Origin of the sequence: Megasphaera sp. MJR8396C (assembly GCF_001546855.1) — a bacterium.
Taxonomy (GTDB): Bacteria; Bacillota; Negativicutes; order Veillonellales; family Megasphaeraceae; genus Megasphaera.
Genome location: NZ_KQ958188.1, coordinates 17,278 through 38,061 on the forward strand (window position 1 = coordinate 17,278; position 20,784 = coordinate 38,061).

21 protein-coding genes, 3 tRNA genes and 1 other annotated feature are annotated in these 20,784 nt (G+C 50.2%); of the genes, 17 read left to right on the plus strand and 7 right to left on the minus strand.

The genetic code is table 11. The annotated features are described in order from the left end of the window. Positions 1-75: 75 nt before the first annotated feature. The 3 genes from dapB to dapA are packed head-to-tail and all read left to right on the plus strand — an operon-like array spanning position 76 to position 2,847. On the plus strand, positions 76-873 hold the full coding sequence (gene dapB / locus HMPREF3201_RS06455) for a 4-hydroxy-tetrahydrodipicolinate reductase (RefSeq protein WP_062412278.1): 798 nt from the start codon (positions 76-78) through the stop codon (positions 871-873). Between the two features lie 30 nt (positions 874-903). After that, on the plus strand, positions 904-1,941 hold the full coding sequence (locus HMPREF3201_RS06460) for an aspartate-semialdehyde dehydrogenase (protein WP_062412279.1): 1,038 nt from the start codon (positions 904-906) through the stop codon (positions 1,939-1,941). A 24-nt stretch (positions 1,942-1,965) separates the two neighbouring features. Next, entirely contained in the window at positions 1,966-2,847 is an 882-nt protein-coding gene (gene dapA / locus HMPREF3201_RS06465; RefSeq protein WP_062412280.1) for a 4-hydroxy-tetrahydrodipicolinate synthase, read from the plus strand. Between the two features lie 101 nt (positions 2,848-2,948). Here dapA and HMPREF3201_RS06470 read toward each other — a convergent pair. Together HMPREF3201_RS06470 and HMPREF3201_RS06475 are read right to left on the minus strand one after the other, a co-directional pair. Then, positions 2,949-3,025: transfer RNA gene (locus tag HMPREF3201_RS06470), tRNA-Arg, on the minus strand. Between the two features lie 167 nt (positions 3,026-3,192). Further along, the gene (locus HMPREF3201_RS06475; RefSeq protein ID WP_062412281.1) at positions 3,193-4,080 is read right to left on the minus strand and encodes a LysR family transcriptional regulator; all 888 of its coding nucleotides are present in this window, start codon (positions 4,078-4,080) and stop codon (positions 3,193-3,195) included. 118 nt (positions 4,081-4,198) lie between these two features. On the opposite strand from HMPREF3201_RS06475, the gene HMPREF3201_RS06480 reads away from it, so the two are divergent. Then, entirely contained in the window at positions 4,199-5,467 is a 1,269-nt protein-coding gene (locus HMPREF3201_RS06480; protein WP_062412282.1) for an MFS transporter, read from the plus strand. After that, complete coding sequence (locus HMPREF3201_RS06485) at positions 5,467-5,967, plus strand: GNAT family N-acetyltransferase (RefSeq protein ID WP_062412283.1); 501 nt, start codon at positions 5,467-5,469, stop codon at positions 5,965-5,967. The genes HMPREF3201_RS06480 and HMPREF3201_RS06485 overlap by 1 nt, the downstream gene beginning before the upstream one ends. A 133-nt stretch (positions 5,968-6,100) precedes the next feature. Here the strand turns inward: HMPREF3201_RS06485 and HMPREF3201_RS06490 are convergent, their stop codons facing one another. Both HMPREF3201_RS06490 and HMPREF3201_RS06495 read right to left on the minus strand, forming a co-directional pair. Next, positions 6,101-6,646, minus strand: a complete 546-nt coding sequence (locus HMPREF3201_RS06490) for a hypothetical protein (protein WP_062412284.1) — start codon at positions 6,644-6,646, stop codon at positions 6,101-6,103. Between the two features lie 20 nt (positions 6,647-6,666). After that, on the minus strand, positions 6,667-7,926 hold the full coding sequence (locus tag HMPREF3201_RS06495; protein WP_062412285.1) for a DEAD/DEAH box helicase: 1,260 nt from the start codon (positions 7,924-7,926) through the stop codon (positions 6,667-6,669). A gap of 148 nt (positions 7,927-8,074) precedes the next feature. On the opposite strand from HMPREF3201_RS06495, the gene HMPREF3201_RS06500 reads away from it, so the two are divergent. Together HMPREF3201_RS06500 and HMPREF3201_RS06505 are read left to right on the plus strand one after the other, a co-directional pair. Further along, entirely contained in the window at positions 8,075-8,497 is a 423-nt protein-coding gene (locus HMPREF3201_RS06500) for a hypothetical protein (protein WP_062412286.1), read from the plus strand. After that, on the plus strand, positions 8,497-9,360 hold the full coding sequence (locus HMPREF3201_RS06505; protein ID WP_062412287.1) for a hypothetical protein: 864 nt from the start codon (positions 8,497-8,499) through the stop codon (positions 9,358-9,360). The genes HMPREF3201_RS06500 and HMPREF3201_RS06505 overlap by 1 nt, the downstream gene beginning before the upstream one ends. A 104-nt stretch (positions 9,361-9,464) precedes the next feature. Here the strand turns inward: HMPREF3201_RS06505 and potE are convergent, their stop codons facing one another. The 3 genes from potE to HMPREF3201_RS06525 form a co-directional block, all read right to left on the minus strand. Further along, positions 9,465-10,790, minus strand: coding sequence for a putrescine-ornithine antiporter (gene potE, locus HMPREF3201_RS06510; RefSeq protein WP_062412288.1), 1,326 nt, complete (start codon positions 10,788-10,790; stop codon positions 9,465-9,467). 699 nt (positions 10,791-11,489) lie between these two features. Continuing rightward, positions 11,490-12,671 (minus strand): acetyl-CoA C-acetyltransferase, encoded by a 1,182-nt coding sequence (locus HMPREF3201_RS06520; RefSeq protein WP_062412290.1) that lies wholly within the window; start codon positions 12,669-12,671, stop codon positions 11,490-11,492. A 208-nt stretch (positions 12,672-12,879) separates the two neighbouring features. Continuing rightward, on the minus strand, positions 12,880-14,064 hold the full coding sequence (locus HMPREF3201_RS06525) for an acetyl-CoA C-acetyltransferase (RefSeq protein WP_062412291.1): 1,185 nt from the start codon (positions 14,062-14,064) through the stop codon (positions 12,880-12,882). A 1,146-nt stretch (positions 14,065-15,210) separates the two neighbouring features. On the opposite strand from HMPREF3201_RS06525, the gene HMPREF3201_RS06530 reads away from it, so the two are divergent. From HMPREF3201_RS06530 to HMPREF3201_RS06575, 10 genes are all read left to right on the plus strand, one after another. Beyond that, positions 15,211-15,843, plus strand: a complete 633-nt coding sequence (locus HMPREF3201_RS06530) for a hypothetical protein (protein WP_062412292.1) — start codon at positions 15,211-15,213, stop codon at positions 15,841-15,843. Between the two features lie 60 nt (positions 15,844-15,903). After that, complete coding sequence (locus HMPREF3201_RS06535; RefSeq protein WP_062412293.1) at positions 15,904-16,134, plus strand: DUF1653 domain-containing protein; 231 nt, start codon at positions 15,904-15,906, stop codon at positions 16,132-16,134. 42 nt (positions 16,135-16,176) lie between these two features. After that, positions 16,177-16,286: a sequence feature (ribosomal protein L20 leader region), on the plus strand. 13 nt (positions 16,287-16,299) lie between these two features. Next, positions 16,300-16,812, plus strand: a complete 513-nt coding sequence (infC, locus tag HMPREF3201_RS06540) for a translation initiation factor IF-3 (protein ID WP_071822351.1) — start codon at positions 16,300-16,302, stop codon at positions 16,810-16,812. A 16-nt stretch (positions 16,813-16,828) separates the two neighbouring features. Next, positions 16,829-17,026 (plus strand): 50S ribosomal protein L35, encoded by a 198-nt coding sequence (gene rpmI / locus HMPREF3201_RS06545; RefSeq protein ID WP_062412294.1) that lies wholly within the window; start codon positions 16,829-16,831, stop codon positions 17,024-17,026. A 45-nt stretch (positions 17,027-17,071) separates the two neighbouring features. Next, entirely contained in the window at positions 17,072-17,422 is a 351-nt protein-coding gene (gene rplT / locus HMPREF3201_RS06550) for a 50S ribosomal protein L20 (protein ID WP_044504397.1), read from the plus strand. A gap of 161 nt (positions 17,423-17,583) precedes the next feature. Beyond that, on the plus strand, positions 17,584-18,000 hold the full coding sequence (locus HMPREF3201_RS06555) for a C-GCAxxG-C-C family protein (RefSeq protein WP_062412295.1): 417 nt from the start codon (positions 17,584-17,586) through the stop codon (positions 17,998-18,000). Positions 18,001-18,090: 90 nt separating this feature from the next. Continuing rightward, positions 18,091-18,167: transfer RNA gene (locus HMPREF3201_RS06560), tRNA-Pro, on the plus strand. A gap of 53 nt (positions 18,168-18,220) precedes the next feature. Further along, a tRNA-Ser gene (locus tag HMPREF3201_RS06565) sits at positions 18,221-18,312 on the plus strand. Positions 18,313-18,457: 145 nt separating this feature from the next. Further along, complete coding sequence (locus HMPREF3201_RS06570; RefSeq protein ID WP_062412296.1) at positions 18,458-19,378, plus strand: alpha/beta hydrolase; 921 nt, start codon at positions 18,458-18,460, stop codon at positions 19,376-19,378. 63 nt (positions 19,379-19,441) lie between these two features. Next, positions 19,442-20,716 (plus strand): zinc ribbon domain-containing protein, encoded by a 1,275-nt coding sequence (locus HMPREF3201_RS06575; protein WP_062412297.1) that lies wholly within the window; start codon positions 19,442-19,444, stop codon positions 20,714-20,716. Positions 20,717-20,784 lie beyond the last annotated feature (68 nt).

The window sequence follows — 20,784 nt, forward strand, 5'->3', positions numbered from 1 at the left end:
TCCCGCTTCTATAAGCGGGGGTACGTTCACAATGGAAATACGCCATCAAATTATAAAACTACAGGGGGAATCAATATGCTTCGTGTATTAGTCAATGGGGCAGACGGCCGCATGGGAAGCCAGGTCGTCAAAGCCGTCTTTGAAGATCCGGAACTGACCGTTGCCGGCGGTGTCAGCATTACTCACGTCGGAGAAGATGTCGGGGAAGTCGCCGGTGTCGGCCATTTGGGCCTTGCCATCGAAGGCGATTTTGCCAAAGCCCTTGAGGATATCAAACCGGACGTCGTCGTTGATTTTACGACGCCGGCTGTCATTTTTAAAAATGCCAAAACCTGCATAGCGCACGGCGTCAACATGGTCGTCGGCACGACGGGTCTTACGGCCGAACAGCGCCACGAACTTCACGCCCTTGCTTTAGAAAAGAAGACCAGTATCTTCATTGCGCCGAACTTTTCCATCGGTGCCGTCTTGATGATGAAGTTGTCGACGGAAGTCGCACCCTATCTTCCGGACGTCGAAATCATCGAACTCCACCACAATAATAAACTCGACGCTCCGTCGGGGACGGCCATCATGACCGCCGATAAGATTGACGAAGCGCGGAAAGCAGCCGGTGCTCAGCCGGCGCCGGACAAGACCCATGAAAGCCTGGACGGTGCCCGTGGTGCCTCCGTTGCCGGCATTCCCATTCACAGTGTCCGCCTGCCGGGCTACGTCGCCCACCAGCAGGTCCTCTTTGGGGGATACGGCGAGTTGCTCACCATCCGTCACGATTCGATCGACCGTAAATCTTTCATGCCCGGCGTCATCTTAGCCGTCAAAAAGGTAAGCTCCCGTCCGGGACTCGTCTTCGGACTGGAAAACTATTTATAAATAAAGAACCATGAGGAAAGGAAGTTTGTTATGACGAAAGAACCGGTAGTAGCGATTTTAGGTGCCACAGGTGCCGTAGGCCAAGAATTTATCCGCCTGATTGAAGAACGAAAATTCCCGTACAGCCAATTGAAGTTGTTGGCATCCCACCGTTCGGCTGGTAAGAAGCTGATGGTCAATGGGAAGGAATACACCGTTGAAGAAGCCAAGCCGGAATCCTTCGATGGAGTCGATATCGGACTCTTTGCCGGCGGCTCGGTCAGTAAAGAATTGGGACCGGAAGCGGCTAAGCGCGGCTGCGTCGTCATCGACAACTCCAGTACCTTCCGCATGGATCCCAACGTCCCCTTGGTCGTTCCCGAAGTCAATCCCGAAGACATTGCCCTTCACAAGGGCATCATTGCCAATCCGAACTGCTCGACGATTATCATGCTCATGGCCTTAAAGCCCATCCACGATCTGTCGCCGATCAAACGGATCATCGTCAGCACCTATCAGGCCGTTTCCGGTGCCGGAAAAGAAGGCCTCGACGAACTGCGTGAAGAAACGGAAGCCTTCCTTGCCGGTCGGGACATGGAACCGAAGATCCTGCCCAGCAAGAGCCTGCCGAAACACTATCCCATTGCCTTTAATCTGATTCCGCAAATCGACAAGTTTGTAGAAGACGATTATACCAAGGAAGAAATGAAGATGGTCAACGAAACGCACAAGATGCTTCACGATGACTCCATTGCCATTACGGCGACGACGGTCCGCGTTCCCGTCTTCCGCAGCCATGCTGAATCGATTTATGTGGAAACGGCCGATGAATTGACCGTCGATGCCGTTCGCAAGGCCATCGATGCCTTCCCGGGCGCTCAGGTTCAGGACGATCCGGCAGCGATGGAATACCCCATGCCTTTATTTACGTCGGAAAAATACGACTGCTACGTCGGCCGTATCCGCAAGGATTTATACAATCCCAAGGCGGTCAACCTCTGGGTTTCCGGCGATCAGATCCGCAAGGGCGCAGCCCTCAATGCCCTGCAGATTGCGGAATACATGCTGGATCACGACATGATTCACTGAGATCACGATGGGAGATGAATCTTTATGTTAACTTTTCCGAACATCATTATTGCCATGATAACGCCTTTCAACCAGGACGGTTCCGTCAACTATGAAGCCGCTGTCGAACTGGCCAAGAAGTATGCCGACGATGGTTCGGGCATCCTCCTCGGCGCTACGACCGGCGAAGGTGCCGTCATGACCGAAGATGAAAAGCTCAAGCTTTTTAAACTCGTTGCCGACGAATTGAAAGGCAAGACCCTGATCATGGGCAATGTCGGTACCAATAATACGATTGAATCCATTGCCATGGCCAAAAAGGCCGAAGCTACCGGTGTCGATCTCTTGTTGTGCATCGTACCGTATTACAATAAACCGAACCAGGATGGCTGTTATGCCCATTTTTCGGCCATTGCCAAGGCGACGTCGCTGCCGCTTTTCATCTACAACGTACCGGGCCGTACGGGCGGCAGCATCGAACCGGAAACGGTCTGTCGCTTAGCTCGTGACTATGACAACATCATCGGTCTCAAAGACGCCAGCGGCAACCTCGACTTTGCCGGCTACGTCGCAGCCAATGCCCCGGAAGGCTTCCACCTCTACAGCGGTGAAGACAATTTGACACTGCCCATCATCGCCGTCGGCGGGGAAGGCGTCATTACCGTTGCCGGCCACGTCATCGGCAAGGAAATGGACTCCATGATTCAGGCTTATAAAGACGGCGACGTCAAAAAGGCAGCCTCCCTTCATCAGAAGTACCTGCCCTTCATGAAAGGCGTCTTCTGCACCGTAAGCCCCGTTCCCATCAAGACCATGGTCAATATGCTCGGTTTTCCTGCCGGCCCCCTTCGCCTGCCCTTAGTCGAAGCTAACCCGGAAATCCGCGAAAAATGCAGCCAGTACCTGAAAGACATCGGAAAATTATAAAATCTATGAATCCCTTCGCTTCGTGCGGAGGGATTTTTTTGACGTTTTTTATTAAAAGAGGATATAAAAAAAGCTCACACAAAATGTGTGAGCTTTCTCTGTGGTGACCCGGTAGGGATTCGAACCCTAGACCTACTGATTCGTAGTCAGTCACTCTATCCAGCTGAGCTACCGAGTCATAAGCTTGTCGTTCCTGACGACTTATATATAATAACAAAAAATAGAGGATTTGTCAATGAAGTTTCGAAAAAAAGCCTCATGTTTTTGGAAGAACGCCGCAGCTTGGGAGAGCTCCACTGACTGAAAAGTCTGCGCGATTTCGTTGTCAGGCCGGGATTCAAAGCCTTATGACAGATGATCGGCGATGAGACGGGCAAATAATTCCATAGCAGGGCTGACCCACTTGCTGCTGTTGTAGCCGCAGACAGCGGAGATGCGGGCATCGGTCAATTCCGTTTCTATTTCTACTAATTGGCCGTTTTGTAATTCCTTTTCGACGGCAAAGGTTGGCAGGTACGAAATGCCGACGCTGCTTTTGACTAAATTTTTAATGGTCGGGATGCTCCACAGCTCAATGGTATGATCGAGGATGATGGACTTTCGCTGCAGGTATCTTTCGAAGATTTGACGAAAGACGCAGGTCGGTTCGTTGATGATGAAGGGCAGGGGAATCTTTTGATTGGGCGTGATAAAGTCAGCGTATTCCTTTTTGATGTCGGGCGAGGCGACCAAGGTCATGGGATAATTTCCAAAGGGCGACACGGTCAGATTGTCGCCAAAGCCGCCGACATTTTCATAGAACACGCCGAGGTCCAAGGTGCCGTCCAAGAGTTCGTTGCGGATGTCGTAGCAATTCATGGACTGCAAAAATAACTTGGCATGGGGTGCACGGTCGTGAAATTTTTTTAAAACCGGGGACAGCTTATAACAGAGCAGGGTTTCGCCGACGCCGATTCGTAAATTTCCCTTGTATTCAGACAAGTCATTTTCAAAACAGGTCAACTTTTCAACGGAGGTTAAGACGTCCGTTACATAAGGATATAACTGCTCGCCGGCCTTGGTTAACCTCATCCGCCGGCCCACCCGTTCAAACAGTTTTACCGATAATTCCTGCTCTAATTGACCGACTTGGAAGGTGATGGTCGATTGGGTGTAGTTGAGCTTTTCGGCCGCTTTGGTAAAGCCGCCTTGTTCAATGATCGTTTTAAAGGTCTGCAGGTATTTTAAGTCCATAGACACCTCATAACAGTTCAATATAAATGAAGTTAAAAATTAAAAACATCAATTTTATTTAATCATCTGTTGATGCTATACTAACAGAGAAAAATAAAACTGTCAATGAGGGAGTCCTATGAGTATCTTAAGAACGACACCAGACTTACAACAACATACGTCACTGTTTCAAAGTATCGTCCTTATCATCGCCGCCTGTATCGTCCATGGCGTGATGCAGGGCGTCCACGACAATTACGGCATTATGATGACCGGCCTCATTCCCTGCACCGGAATCGACTATGTATCGATCAGCTTTTGCATCGGCGTCGGCGCCTTGGTGTACGGTTTTGCCCAACCCTTTCTGGGAATCCTGGCTTTGAGAAAATCCCATTCCTTTGTCATCATGGTGGGCATCGTCTGTACCGTCATCGGATTGGTGGCGACGCCCTTTTGTACCAACACACTGACCCTGTTATTTTTCTTTGGGCTCTTACTGCCCTTTGGTACGACGGGCCTTTGCTTTGGCATCATCATGGGGGCTATCACGCCGATTCTGGGGGAAAAACGGGCCGCCGTCGTTTCGGGGCTCGTCCAGGCCAGTGCCGGTATCGGCGACGCCTTGATGTCGCCGGCCTTGAATCTGGCCATTTCACGGTTTGATATTGCCGTTGCCATGCAGGCCTTGACCGTTCCGTTCCTGCTGATGATTCCCATCGTCATCTGGATGCACTCTTTGCGCAAAGGCCTTTCCGGCAATGAAAAGGAGGGAAGCGAGGAGGCAGTTTCTAAAAACGTATCCTTGATTCCTATGCTGCGCTTTGCTTTGAAAGATCGGGATTACCGGTTGATCGTCATCGGTTTTGGCACCTGCGGCTTTAATATGTCGATCATTGAAAGTCATTTATTTTCACAGTATCTATCCTATGGCATCGACGGCAGTACGGCGTCGCTGACCTTAACCGTCTATGGCATTGCCACCATGATCGGCGCCGCCGGGACCGGTTTTCTCGGGGCTGTATTCAAAATGAAAAACGTCTTAGGCTGCGTCTATGCCATCCGGGTGGTCATCTCCTTGGCCTTTCTGTTTTTGCCCAAATCGGTGGCCTTCGCCTTTGCGGCGACAGCCTTATTGGGCCTTTCCGGAGATGCCACGGTACCGCCGACATCGGGCATCATCAGTAAAAAATTTGGCTCCCAAAACATGGCCGTCTTATATGGCTTTACCTTGATCGGCCATCAGGTCGGCGCCTTTTTCAGTGCCTATCTCGGCGGATTTTTTGTCGATATCGGCGTCGGTTACGGGCCTCTTTGGCTGGTCAACCTTTGCTTGGCGGCCATCGCTTCGACGGCCAGTTTCCGAATTCGAAATGAAAACGAAAGAATAGAATATAAGGGGGAATTTTAATGTATACGCTGGAACTTGCACAAGAGAGCGACGCTTCCTTGTGTTATGAAGTGATTGAAGCTGGAAGGGCTTTCCAAAAAGAGCAGGGCTTTGAACAATGGACCTCATCGTATCCCAACTTCGATACGATTGTCGAGGATATACAATGCCAAAAAGGTTATGTCATCAAAAACGATGGGGATATCATCGGCTATATGTGTATCGATTTTTCCGGTGAGCCGGCCTATGACGATATTAAAGGCGCCTGGAGACGCGATACGCCCTATGCCGTCATCCATCGCATGGCCTTCAGCCAAAAGGCCAGAGGAAAGGGGATTGCCGGTATCGCCTTTGATCTTATTGAAAGATTTTGTTTAGAACAAGGGGTGAGAAATATCCGCGTCGATACGGATTTTCCCAATAAGCGGATGCAGCACATTTTGGAAAAACAGGGCTTTGTCCACTGCGGCGTCATCGTCTTTCAAGGCGGTGAAAAACTGGCCTACGATAAACTGCTGTAAGGGGCGTTTGAGACTTTCAATCGGTCCGAACTCGTCGCAGCATCTGAAGACCGTTTGAAACGAAAACGCATACAAAAAGGACTTGTGAACACTCGGTTCACAAGTCCTTTATCGGTACGCGTATTTTCCAGAGTTATTTTTTCAGGTTCGGCGTGCAGTCGATGATGATCGTCCCCGACTGTTTCATAACCGTGAAGTTACCCTTCGTCGAGGAGAAGGCTTGTTCCAGCGTATCGCTGTGCCATTTCTGGACAGTCATGGTCGTACCGCCGATATCTTTCGACGAGGACGACTGTTTCTGAGCATCTTCCGGCAGGAGATCGCTGATATTCAGGTCTTCGCCGTCTTTTAAGGCAATGGTGACCGTAACGGCACGGCCGTTTTCAAAGACGACCTGGTAGCGGCCGTTATGGAAGACACGAATCGTATCGCCCTGGGAATAGGGATGGCCCCATTCGTCTTCCCAGGCTTTTTGCGTATCGCCGATGGTCGGCAAGGTGGCGACAGCCTTTTCTTTCGATTCCGTCTGGCTCTTGGTATCCTGATTGGATTTTGTATCCTTCGATTGCTGCTGCGTTTGGGTCTGTTCTTTTTGCTGGGAATCCGTCGGCACGGCGGTCGAGCATCCGGCCGTCAAAAGGGTACACAACATGAGGAACATGGCAAGATAACGTTTCATAATAAAAAACCTCCCGTTCATTAGCGGCGGCGGAGGTTGTCTCCGCCTTTATGGCGCTGTTTATGGCGCTTGCTTCGAGTCGTTTGATAGGTGCTGGCAGGTAACTTGTCGCGATAAGTCTTTTGCCGCTTCGGCGGGGTGCTGCTGGCTTTTACTTTGACTTGTCCCGTCAGGGTATATTTGGTGATCGTCGCCTGGATGTTGTGTTCAATCCGGCGGACCCAATCGACATCGGCACCGGTGGCAAACATGATGGACAGGCCTTCACTGCCGGCCCGGCCCGTGCGGCCGATGCGGTGGATGTAGTAATCGACGTCGTGGGGGACGTCGAAGTTAAAGACGTGAGTAATGCCTTCGATGTCAATGCCGCGGGCGGCGATGTCGGTGGCGACCAGAATCTGGGTCTTGGCCTTGGCAAAGTCGCGCAGGACCTGGTTGCGCCGGCCTTGGGACATATCGCCGTGGAGTTCGCCGATGTTGAAGCCCTTGGCAATCAGTTTTCCGGCTAAAAGAGAGGTACGCTCTTTCGTATTGCAGAAGACGATGGCAAGATAGGGATTCATCTCGGTCAGCATCTGGCATAATTTCGGCAGTTTCTGCTCTTCGGTCATCATGTAGATCCGCTGTTCGATGTTTTCAAGCGCTATGGTGTCGCCTTCGAGAATCTTCAGGACCAGGGGATTTTGCATGTGCTTTTTGGCCAGGCCCTTGATCTTATCGGGGACGGTAGCCGAGAAGAAGAGGAGCTGCCGGCGTTTCGGCGTCAGGCCGATGAGGGTATCGACGTCTTCGAGAAAGCCCGACTGCAGCATCTGGTCGGCTTCGTCGACGATGACCCGGCGGACGCCGCTGAGGTCGAGCGAGTTGCGGCGGCAGTGATCGAGGAGACGCCCCGGTGTGCCGATGATGACCTGCGGGTGGCGGTGCAGCTTCTGGAGCTGATTTTCGATAGTTTTGCCGCCGATGAGGCTTAAGACGTCGACGTCAAGGGCCGGAGTCAGATCGGCTGCTACGTCGGCGATTTGGCGGGCCAGTTCCCGCGTCGGTGCCAGGATGAGGACCTGTTCAGCGTGGACTTCGGTCCGGATCTGCTGCAGCGACGGCAAGAGGAAGGCCAGGGTCTTTCCCGTGCCGGTTTGAGCCTGAGCCAGTATATCCCGGCCTTTAAACAGGGCCGGGATGGCTTGTGATTGAACGGCCGTCGGTTCGTCGATTCCCTGCTTGTGGAGCAGTTCGGAAAGTTCAGACGTCAGGCCGAGAGATTGAAAATTTTTTGTCATATCGTGCCCTTTCTCTATAGAGTCTAACAAAGTGCTTACTAACTCTTATTATTACACAAAGCCCTTGTTTGCGCAAACTTTTCTTTCTTTTGGGGATATGGTATACTAAAGTGATTTCGTTTGCATTGTTTTAGGAGGTCTTGCATAAATGAGTTGGTGGCGCGATATTTTGCGGCAGTCTGTTTTCATGTGTATTTTCATCGTCCTCATCCCCATTGGAGCCTATACGATTCACAGCGGCTCCAGTGCCATTGTGGCCGTCGTCAGTTATCTCTTCCTGTCTCTCGTCGTCCCGACGGCCTATGTCGGCGCCGCAGATGCCGTCTTTGGCAGGGAACAGGGGCGAATCCGCCGCTGGGCCGTCGTCCTGGTCTGGCTGCTCCTGTTGGCCCTTACGGCTGCCGTTAAGGTCTATCTGGGCGAGTATTGGAAGGCAGCTCCCTTTTGGGAATGGCCGACGATCGGTCGTGACCTCGTCTTTATCGTCGCCATGTATGTTGAGATCAGCCTGATCATGCTGGTATCGTACGTCATATCCTCGTGGATGCCGACCCGAAAGGATGTGGGCTAATGAACGCGATATGGAAACAGAAGGGCCATGACTGGCTCATGGCTGTCCTTTGGGCCGCCTGCGGCATTGTGCCGATTCCCTTCGGGGCCTTTGCTTCGGGAAAGCCGTATATTGCGGCTTCGTCGGTCTTGATTTTTTTCGTCTTATCCTTTGCCGTCCCCTTGTGGCTCGGCTATCGCCGCCGCAAATTGGGACGATACGATGACTATGCGTCGGTAGGCGGGACCCTCTACGGCGGCGTCGTCGCCCTCATCATCGCCGTGGGCATTTTAAATGGTCTGACCGGATCCTTTCTTTGGCACTCCTATTGGGGAATGGTATTCTTGTTCACCCTGTGGATGCTGGTGACCATTGCCGTTCAATACGGGGCGGCCAAGGGCGTTGATTTTTGGCAGGCACGGCTGCGGAAGCACTGGTATTCCCAGTTTCTCGATCCCATCCTATTCAGCCTGCCCCTTCCTTGCGCGGTGCTAGGCATGTTCCTCTTCCCGGCTGTCAGCGATTCGTCGGCTTCGGTGAGCCTCTTCGTCGGCATCATGGCCATCATGGGTTTTTGTTTCTTAGCCATCAGCATCTTCGTCATCGCCACCTTTGCCTTCTATTTCTTCCCCTATAAGCGTTACGGCTACAGCCGAAAAGAAAAGGTCGTCCATCTCCTTTCCATCGTCGTCATGGTCCTCCTGTGGATCATGGTTCAAAATCTCCTGTTCAACAGTGATCTTCAGGTCTTCGGATATATCTTTAAGGCCATGCCCATCCTGCAGGACAATCTCCTGGTCTTCGTGACACCTTTCGTCCTGTCGTCCATCGTTATCATCGGCTGCGTAGCCCTGCGCAATGTCGTCGTTGAAACCTTATCCTGATAAAATGTAAGCCCTCGTTAACCGATTCGGTTAGCGAGGGCTTTTTTGCCTGGGAAAAGAGGAATAAAAAAGGAGGCCCTTGAGAGGTCTCCTTTTTGATCTGTTCATTTAATTTCGACGATGGTCTGCTTCATAATTGTGAAGCGGATGACGTAGACGAGCCAGCCCAGGAAGGCGGCGAAGCTGCCGCTGAGGAAGGTTGTTGCGTCGGTCGTTGTCAATGCATATACGCAGTAGATAATGGATACGCCTGCTAAGAAAATCGAAGTATTCCGATTGCAGACTTTATTGGGAATGTGTTCCTTGGTAAGGATCGTCGTCAAGGATCCGGCACAAAGGATGTAGGGGATGACGTTGGTGACGACGGCCAGGTTAGCCAACAGTTCGAACTGCGTGGCTAAGGTCGGGCTGATGGTCATCAAAGCGAGGAGGCTTTGCATCCCTAAGATGCAGAGCATGCCTTTGACGGGGACATCGGCACTGGTGACTTTGGCGAAAATCTTGGGGAACAAGCCGCGCTGGGCGCTGGTCTTGAAAACGCGGGCCAGGGTGAACTGCCACGACAAGAGGGAGCCTGCGCAGGAGAATACCATCAGGCCCATGACTACTTTGCCGGCGGTATCGCCGAGCATGTAGGAAAAGGCCAGGCCGAAGGGAGCGCTCGATGCCAAAATTTCGGCATTGGGAACGATTCCGGCGATGACATTCGTCGAAGCGACGTAGATGACAGCGACGCTGATGGTGCTGACGAAGGTCGCAATGGGAACGGATTTTTTCGGGTTTTCCACGGCGTCCATATTGACGGCTGCCGATTCAAGTCCCAAGAAAGACCACAACGTAAGGGCAATCGAATTTCCGACGGCATCGCCGAGACCCAGGTCATTGGGATTCCACGATGCAAGCCAGGTTGCCGGGCTGAACCAGTGCCAGCCGATAATAGAAATACCGAGAACGGGAATGATAGCGCCCCAGATGGTGATGGCACTCAGCTTGCCCGAATACCGGGAACCGCTGAAGTTGAGGGCCGCTGCAATCCACAATAAAGCGATCGTATATAGACACGTCTGAATCGGCGTAAAGGTTGTTCCAAGGAAACCGGCGCCGTAACCGACTGCCGTGATGGCAATGGCGACGTTTGCAATTACGATGGATACGGAGTAGGCGTAATTTGCCATAAAATGTCCTATTCGCCCGAAGGCGTATTCGGAGTAACCACCCATACCGCCCGGCTTCGTTGTAAACATGCCACATCGGGCAAAGGCCATGGCGAGGGCTAAAGAGCCAAGTGAGGTAATAATCCAAGAAATGATTGAAATAGTACCGACTTCGGCAAGCTTGGTCGGCAGCATGATGATACCGGCTCCAAGCATGTTGGCAGCAGTGACGAAGGTCAGCTGGACAACAGACATTTTACGACATGTAGTTTTCATTATCAGTCCTTCTTTCGTTTAGAATGCGTATATGGCTAGAAATTTTTAGCAAGTTAATTCTATCATTTTTACAGGGAAAATTAAATAGTTTTTTGAAAAATGCTATATGCATTTAGGGCCCTTTTGATGTCGATTATTCTAAATCTGTATAGAAAATTTTACACAAGGTGATAAGGGCCGGGAAGCCAGGTTTCATCAGCCTTCCCAAGGGGGTGAAAAAATGGATTTTCAAGGAAAATGAGACGAAATCGAGCCTTTAAAATGGCCTCTGTAAAGGGCGATTCGGGAAGGTCCGGGTTCTGACTTTTTTCCTTTTGAAGCGTTGGTTCTTTTTCAAAGAACGAAAATTCACCGAATATATCCAGATTTAAAGGCAGGACAGCATCTGTCCTCGGCCTTACACGGAAGGGCCGCACCCGGGCCGAAAGGGGAGGGAATCTTCCTCCGAAACATCGCTGGCCTCGCCTCTAAAAGGACGAAAAAAGAGGATTCATCTTTGAGCAAGCCTCAGAACAAAAAGCCAGTAAAAATGAATCCTCTTTGCGACTGGATAAGTATATCAATATTAGGGGCTGACGTCAATAAGAAAAGGGGCGTTTTGAGGTAAAAAATCAGTTTTTTTTTGGCCTGAAAAAACACGCTAAAAAAGAGTCCCGCACCATAAGCATGCGAGACTCTTTGCAGTTGTTACAAGGGTGATTAGTCGATGTTTTCGACGATGCAGGCCGTACCCTGGCCGCCGCCGATGCACAGCGTAGCCAAACCGTATTTGCCGCCGACTTCTTTCAAGCCGTAGAGCAAGGTTACGAGGATACGGGCACCCGATGCACCGATCGGATGGCCGAGGGCGATAGCACCGCCGTGGATGTTGACTTTATCCATATCAAAGCCGAGTTCGCGGCAGCAGTATACAGCCTGAGCTGCGAATGCTTCGTTAGCTTCGACGAGGTCCAGGTCTTTGACTTCGAGGCCGGCTTTAGCCAAGGCTTTGCGGGACGAAGGAACCGGGCCGGTACCCATGATGGTCGGATCGACACCAGCCGATGCATAGCTTACGATTTTAGCCATCGGTTTGAGGCCGAGTTCTTTGGCTTTGTCAGCGGACATGACGACGAAAGCAGCAGCGCCGTCGTTGATGCCGGAAGCGTTACCAGCCGTTACCGTACCGCCTTTTTTGAAGGCCGGTTTTAATTTAGCGAGGCTTTCCATGGTCGTGCCTTCGCGGGGGAATTCGTCCGTGTCGATGACGACGTCTTTTTTACGCTGATGAACCGTAACCGGAACGATCTGGGATTTGAAAGCACCGCTCTTAATAGCTTCGCAGGCTTTTACCTGAGAACGAACGCCCATTTCGTCCTGATCTTCACGGGTAACGCCGAATTTTTCAGCGACGTTTTCAGCCGTGATGCCCATGTGGTAGTCGTTGAAAGCATCCCACAAGCCGTCTTTGATCATGGTATCGACGAGGACGCCGTTGCCCATGCGGTAGCCATAACGGCCCTTAGGAACAGCAAACGGTGCCATGGACATGTTTTCCATGCCGCCAGCTACGATGACGTCAGCGTCACCGGCTTTGATCATCTGAGCTGCCAAGGATACGCAGCGAAGACCGGAACCGCAGACTTTATTGACCGTAAGAGCCGGAACTTCGATCGGCATGCCGGCTTTGATCATAGCCTGACGAGCCGGGTTCTGACCCTGAGCAGCCTGAAGGACGTTGCCCATGACGACTTCGTCGACGTCTTTGCCTTCGATGCCAGCGCGTTTGAGGGCTTCTGCAATGACGACAGCGCCTAATTCAACTGCCGGGGTATCTTTGAAACCGCCGCCGAATTTGCCGATAGCTGTACGGCAAGCACTTACGATAACTACTTCTTTCATTCAAATCACTCCTTGAGATTTTTTTACGTATGAAATAGATGGGACGCATCGGTATGAGAAAAATGCGCCGCGAAAAGCATCATCATAATGATGATACCAGATAGTGATATCATACACCTTACAAAAGGAAATGTATAGATCACGTTCAGAAAATTACGTAGTCTATACATTTAGGTGCTTACTATTTAGGGAATAGTGGGGTAAAAACTTACAGGCGTTCTACGACGATAGCCGTGCCCTGGCCGCCGCCGATGCAAAGAGCAGCAAGACCATAGCGGCCGTTGATTTCCGGTTCAGCCATAGCGTAGAGCAAGGTGACGATAATACGAGCGCCGGAGCATCCGATCGGATGGCCGAGAGCGATAGCGCCGCCGTGGATGTTGACTTTATCCATATTGAGGCCGAGTTCGCGGCAGCAGTATACGGACTGAGCTGCGAAAGCTTCGTTCAATTCGATGAGGTCCATCTGGTCGACGGTCATGCCGGTTTTCTTCATGACTTTGCGAACAGCCGGAACAGGGCCGATACCCATGATAGCCGGTTCTACGCCAGCCGAAGCCCAGTCGATGATGCGAGCCAGCGGTTTGATGCCGAGTTCTTTCGCTTTGTCAGCGGACATGATGACAACAGCAGCTGCGCCGTCGTTGATGCCCGATGCGTTACCAGCCGTAACCGTGCCGTCTTTAATGAAGGCCGGGCGGAGTTTTGCGAGCATATCCATGGTGCAGTCCGGACGGATGAATTCGTCTTTGTCGATAACGACGTCGCCTTTTCTCTTATGAACCGTAACCGGTACGATCTGGCTGTCGAATTTGCCTTCCTGCTGTGCTTTGTAAGCATACTGCTGGGAACGAAGAGCCAATTTATCCTGGTCTTCACGAGTTACGCCAAAGCGGCTGGCAACGTTTTCAGCCGTTACGCCCATATGATAATTGTTTTCCGTGCAGATCAGGCCGTCACGAAGAAGAAGGTCTTCGAGGACGCCGTTACCCATGCGATAGCCGCGGCGGCCTTTTGCGATGGAGTACGGAGCGTTGGACATGGATTCCATACCGCCAGCAACGATGATGTCAGCGTCGCCGAGTTTGATCTGCTGCGAAGCCAAGGAGATGGCGCGCATGCCGGAACCACAGAGTTTATTCAATGTGAAAGCTGGAACTTCCTGGGGAATACCCGAGTGAAGGGCAACCTGACGGGCTGTGTTTTCACCGCAACCGGCTTGGAGTACATGGCCCATGATGACTTCGTCAATCTGATCGACAGGAACACCGGCGCGTTTGATTGCTTCAGTAACCGCAGCAATACCGAGGTCTACAGCGGTAATGTCTGCGAATTGGCCATTGAAGCTGCCGATGGCCGTACGGCAAGCACTTACGATAACAGCATCTCTCATTAGAAAAACCATCCTTTCTGATGTGAAACAAAGTATAGAATAATATAGTATATAGCCTTAATTGACGGAGCCGCCGCTTACGCAGCTCCTTGGGGGTTACGTTGAAATGAAGAATTTGAGTTCTAAATTTCACAATCTCCATGTCTATATAGTACATTTTTTCACAAGTAAATGCAAGAGGAAAATGGATTTTTGCTGTGCCGAATAATCATGATAAAGTAAGAGACAGCTAAAAGAAGAATGAACACCCCGAATAGTTTGGGATACATATCATTTTGAGAAAAAAGACTTCGCGTCAACCTTTTTCAAGAGACGGATTTTTTGATGACTTCCTATTAAGGTTATATATTATATATAATATATAACCTTAATAGGTTCTTCGTGCTGGGGGAGTGAAAAGACTGGGGCGGGCTGTATTCGATATATCTTATATTATATAGTATAAGAGGCCTGGTGAACCGGAAGGCCACCAAGCCTCAATGAATCATAATGGATTATGGAAGAAAAAAGACAACTAAAAAAGCGACTCCACAAATTGTGAGGTCGCTTTTTCAGGCATTACAGTCGGACATATTAAAGAAGGTGTGCAATGAAGCTGTACGAAAGCAAAGCACCCATGGAAATAATGATTTTTGCATTTGCACTTAAGTTCATAGTTCTCCCTCATTTCTTCTGTATAATATGCCAGCCTAATATTTTAAGTTGTTGCTGGATAATGACCGGCTGGTGTTTGATCTCTTTATCTATAAATATAATAACGCGTGATTAAAATAAAATCAATAGCTGAAAAATGCAATTGATGGGGGTCAATATAACCTGGATGCAAAATAAAGGGCGTAAAATACAGATTATCAAGCAAAATACGGTGAAATATTTTCGCGCATTAGGCGAAATAATCGTTTTTCAAGAAAAAATAAATCAAGAAAAAAGTGAATAAAATGATTATTTATTCAAAACCGAAAAATGTTAAATTTTATGTTTAAATAAAGGCACGACTTAAAAAATAAAATAGGATGACCGTGAGATAAGTATTGGCAGGATCATAAAGAATGTTCTATAATGAATATAAAAGAAAAAGGCCGCCATCCCCGGGTCAGATACCCTTGGATTGGCGCTCATGTTAATGATTATATTAGGAGGAATACGATGGGATTTTTCGACGCGTTTTTTAAAGAGCAGCAGCGCACGAAGAGTGAAGAAATTTATGACCGTGCCCTGCAGATCTTTAATTCACCCCAGCTGCAAAATGAGGCCTTGTCAAAAGATCTCTCCCGGGAGGTGCTCCAGGGCGAAGACTGCGATCAGGTGAGCGGGGCTTACGGCCGATTTGGCCATGATCTGACCAATCCCATTCCCGTTAACGGGCCGAGTGGAGAATTCGTTTATTTGTCGCGCCTGCGCCTGCGGCGGACGGGGTCGATGGTCTTTTTCCATCAGGTCGGACAGATCGGGCGCATCCATGTATTTGAACTGACCAACGTCAGCGGGCAGTTTGCCGATCGGCTCTACGTCGACATGTATCATCCCCGCTGTTCCCGCCTCTATCCCGAAGGCTATACCCTCGAACGGGAAGCCGTCTTTCCCCGGGGCGTGACGACGACCGTCGCTGATTTCCCCAAGGGACTCTATAAGGCCATTAAGAAGGAAGCCAAACTTCGTCTTGGCATCGATGTAGCCGAACAGGAAAGTGACCGCATTGACGCCGCGGCGGCTCAAGAATCCCTTTCGGCGCTTCCGGCAAAATCTATGACGGCGGCACCGGTCGAACCATTGAAATAAGGCTGATCTATGGTATAATTACTACCAGATTACAATGTTATCATACTAGGAGGGTCACTGATGAGAGAGTTACCGAAAGCGCATGAAACGTGGCGCCATTTTAAAAACAATACTTATGAAATCATTACGCTTGCCGAACACACCGAAACCGGTGAAAAGTTCGTTATCTACAAAGCCCTGCACGATACGATGAAAACCTATGCCCGCCCGTTGAAAGATTTCATGAGCGAAGTGGACAAAGAAAAATATCCTCGTTCGGAACAGGATTATCGTTTCGTTAAGATTAAATAATCTTGACAGTTTCGGAAAGTGCTGATATAATATAGAACGTTGAAAATAAAGCAGAAGCTATCCGCTTCTCACCTTACAAGACGATGGTGTCACTAGGGTCTATGACGGAAACGTAGAGCGGATAGTCATGCTATCCGTTCTTTTTTTATTCGGAGGTGAAAGACAATTAGTAAGGAATTACGTATCAACGATCAAATCAGAGCCCGTGAAGTACGCGTGGTCAGTGATTCTAACGAACAGCTCGGTGTCATGTCTCTTCGTTCTGCCCGTCAGATTGCGGAAGAACGGCGTTTGGACTTAGTAGAAGTCGCACCGAATGGCAAACCGCCTGTCTGCCGTATCATGAATTACGGAAAATACCGTTATGAACAGCAGAAGCGTGAAAAGGAAGCTAAGAAAAAACAGAAGGTCTTGACATTGAAAGAAGTAAAACTTCGTCCCAATATCGAAGATCATGACTTCTACGTTAAAATGAAAGCTGCGCAGCGTTTCCTGGGTGAAGGCAGCAAAGTAAAGGTCACCATCATGTTCCGCGGCCGTGAAATGAGCCATCCGGAACTGGGCCGTGATTTGCTGGTTCGATTCGCTGATGAATTGAAAGACACCGCCCATGTAGAAAAAGAACCTAAAATTGAAGGCAGAAACATGACCATGGTCATTGCTGTCAACAAAAAGTAACAGGAGGACAATTATTATGCCGAAAATCAAAACCCGCCGTGCCGCGGCAAAACGCTTTAAATCAACTGCTACAGGTAAGATCAAACGCATGAAACCGTACAAGAGCCATATCTTGGAAAGCAAAACTGCAAAACGGAAACGTAACCTGAGAAAAGCTGCACTCGTATCGCAGTCCATGACCGATGTCGTTCGCAAGATGTGCCCGTTCATCTAATCACAGACAGTAAATTTTTTGACATAGATTCGGAGGAATAGACTAATGGCAAGAATCAAAGTTGGCGTTACAGCACACGCTCGTCATAAAAAAATCTTAAAAATGGCTAAAGGCTATCGCGGTACCCGCAGCCGTCTCTTCAAAAAAGCTAACGAAAGCGTCATGAAAGCGCTCTACTACGCTCGTCGTGACCGTCGTGCCAAGAAACGCGAATTCCGTAAATTGTGGATCGCTCGTATCAACGCAGCTACCCGTGCAAACGGCCTCAGCTACAGCCGTTTCATCTATGGTCTGACCAAAGCCGGTGTCATCGTAAACCGCAAAATGTTGGCTGACCTCGCTGTCAATGATGCTGCTGCCTTCACGAAACTCGTTGAAGTTGCAAAAGCTCAGTAATATCGCTGAAAATAGGATGACGACAAACATCGATTTTGCCGTCATCCTATTTTTTATGCTCTTTTGCAGGCCGCTGCAAGTTCCGGCCCTAAAGGCTGGTCTTCTCGCGGGGAAACAGGTACAATATAGATAGCTATAAGAAAGTGCAAGGAGGAACTACGATGGAAGATATAAGAACATTGGCTGTACAGTATCATAAGGAAGGCAATAACTGTGCCGAAACGGTGGTCAAGGTCTGTAATGACCGCTTGGCCCTGCATCTGCCCGATGAAACGCTGCGCATGGTGTCGGTCTTAGGCGGCGGTGTCGCCGGTTCCGGCTGTCTTTGCGGGGCCTTGAACGGGGCCTGTCTGGTTTTGGGGAGCCTCGTCGGCCGGACACAGCCTGACGAAAAGACGAAAGCGGAAATCAATCAGCCCGTTCGCGAATTTCAGCAAATTTGGAGCGATCGCTTCAAAGCCACCTGCTGTCGTGTGCTCAAGAGCCCAGCCAACGGCGGCCCCGTTTCCTGCGAAACCTTGATGGCCGATACGGCAGTCATGCTGATCGACTTTATCCGCGATAAGAAACTGGCCTAGGCCTTTTCGGACCGTGGCCCTCGCCAGATAAGGACGCCCCTTTTTCTTGACTTTTTTGTTGGATATGGTACAATAAACAAGTCGGGTCAACGGGGCGTGGCGCAGTTTGGTAGCGCGCTTGGTTCGGGACTAAGAGGTCGCAGGTTCAAATCCTGTCGCCCCGACCAAATTTTACATATCCGTATCTATCCCGAAGATACAGCTAAGGATATGTAGACGCGGAGAGCTGTCCGAGTGGCTGAAGGAGCATGATTGGAAATCATGTATAGGGCGAACGCTCTATCGTGGGTTCAAATCCCACGCTCTCCGCCATACGACGCAGTAAGAGACTGTCACATGGATATCATGGACAGTCTTTTTTTGTTGCCCAAAAGGGCAAAAGGGCACGAAAACGCTGTTCACAGCCTTTCTTTTATGATACAATAATAAACCATAACAGAGGGAAAGAAGGCTTATGATGAGTACAATCAAAGGGGAGGTGGCAGCTTTTATCGCTGACCATCAAGTGGATAATTTTGTGATGACGCCGGTGACGATGCGGGAAATATCGCTGCGGACGGCGCAGGAACAGATGCTGCCCAAAGTCGAAATGGAAAGGATCGTCGACGGCGTCCTTGAGGGCTGCCCGGTCTATCCCGTGCCGGTTCGGGTTTACATCCCCGATACGAGTCGGCCCCTGCCGGTTTTGATCTACTACCATGGCGGCGGTTTTGTCATCGATACGGTCTCGGTCTATGATCCCGTCTGCCGCCGCATTGCCAAGGCGACGGACCATATCGTCATCTCTCCGGAATACCGCCTGGCTCCGGAAAATCCTTACCCTGCAGCCTATGACGATGCCCTGGCCGTGGCCCAAAACGCCCTTGCCTTTTTGACGGCTAAGGGGATTGCTTATGAAAAGGATGTGACCTTGTGCGGCGACAGTGCCGGCGGCTGTATGGCCGCTTTTGTCAGCCAAAGATTGCAGCATGACAAAGACTTTCCCTTGCGTCATCAGATTTTGATCTATCCTCTCCTCGATTTTACCGGATCCTTTCCATCGTGCCGGGAAAATTGCTGTCCGGCAACGGGCTTTACGGCGGCCAAGATGGAATGGTACTTCAACCAGTTTTTCCGTGGCCGTGACGAAAAAAGGGCGGCATCGCCCCTTTTTGGCCCGTTATCGCCTTCGATGCCGGCGACCTTTGTCATTACGACGTCCTTTTGCCCCTTTCATGACGAAGGACTCGACTATATTCGCCGTCTGAAGGCTCTCGGTGTCCGGGCCGAGACCTATAATTACGACAATATGGTTCACTCGTACCTCAACTTTGAAAAGATTTGTACGGAGGAAATCGACGACACCTATCAGCGCATGGCTAAGTTTTTGCATGATTGAAGAGAATTGCTTATAATAGAAAGAAAAAAGTCTGCTTGTGTATACGGAAAGGATGTGCCATTTATGAAAAAACGCCTTTGCCCGGAATGTGGTAAATGGGTCGAAGTGGACGGGGAATTTTGTCCTTTTTGTGGAGCGAAACTCCCTAAGATGGATGAAGATGAACCGATTATTGGCGAAGAAACGGGGACTGAGACCTTTGATCACGGACGGGTAACCGCCGAGGAACCGACGATCGATGAAGAAACAGGGACCGAGACCTTCGATCACGAACGGGTAGAATCTATGGAACACCCCGATGCGATGGATGGCGATGACTTGCCGCCCGTCGTACCGCCCGATCGACCGACACCGCCGCCGTTTCAGGAAAAGCCTTTTTATGCCCGCCACGGCAAGGCCATCGTGGGCGTCATCCTGGCCTTAGTCGTCATCATTGCCGGTGTTGTCGGCATGTATTTTTACGGGGCCCATCAAGATGACTATACGAAAGATACCGTTGCCCTCTCGCAGCAGCTGGCGACGGAAAATGAGTCCGTCACCGATGCCGCTAAGTTCCTCAGTCAAGAAGGGCAGGGGAAGGGTACCGATTCGCTGATCAAGACCTTGGAGACCAGCCGGGGCAACGTGGAAAAAATAGCCAAGAGTTACAACCCGCAGAAGATTCCCGACCAGTACGCCAGTGATGACCAGGCGATTCGCGAAGTCATGCGCAATCAGATCGCCCTCTACGATAAGGCCATTGCCATTGCCAAGGCGCCGAACGATGCGGCCGTTAACGACAAACTGAATGAGATGCTCACCCAGTCTCAGAATGCCAAGAAAATCGCCCGCACCATCCAAATCCCGGGGGCTGACTTTACAGCTGCCGTCGACGATGATGCTGCCGTTTCCTATCTTGAAAAATACGTCAACAAAGTCAAGAAGGATGAGGAAGAAAAGAAGGCCAAGGCCAATCCGGACAAGCAGATCCTTTCTTCCTATGCCAGCAGTAAAGACCTCTTCAATGACGATATCAATAAGCTCACCGATGATGTCAACAACTATTTAAAGGATCACAAGGATTTCAAAGACAGCCGGGAATTTAACAACCGAGCCAATACCTTGTACCTTCAGATTTCCAAGACCCGAAATCAGCTGGAAAATGATTCGTCCATCGAAAATACGGCCATGAAGTACAAGCTCGATGCCTTGTTTAAGGCCCAGCAGGACCGACTCCGCGGCCTCTATGACGGTGTCAGCTCTAGTCAAAAAGGCGAAGACTACCGTCCGGGCTTCCAGCGCGGCCAGGCAGCGACCGACCGTTACGACAAATTGAATAGCGAATGGAACAGCCTGTAAGACTTGTTTCCTAACAAAAGAAAGGTTCAGCGACACGATGAACTGCTACCCGTCAAGTAGACACTCAA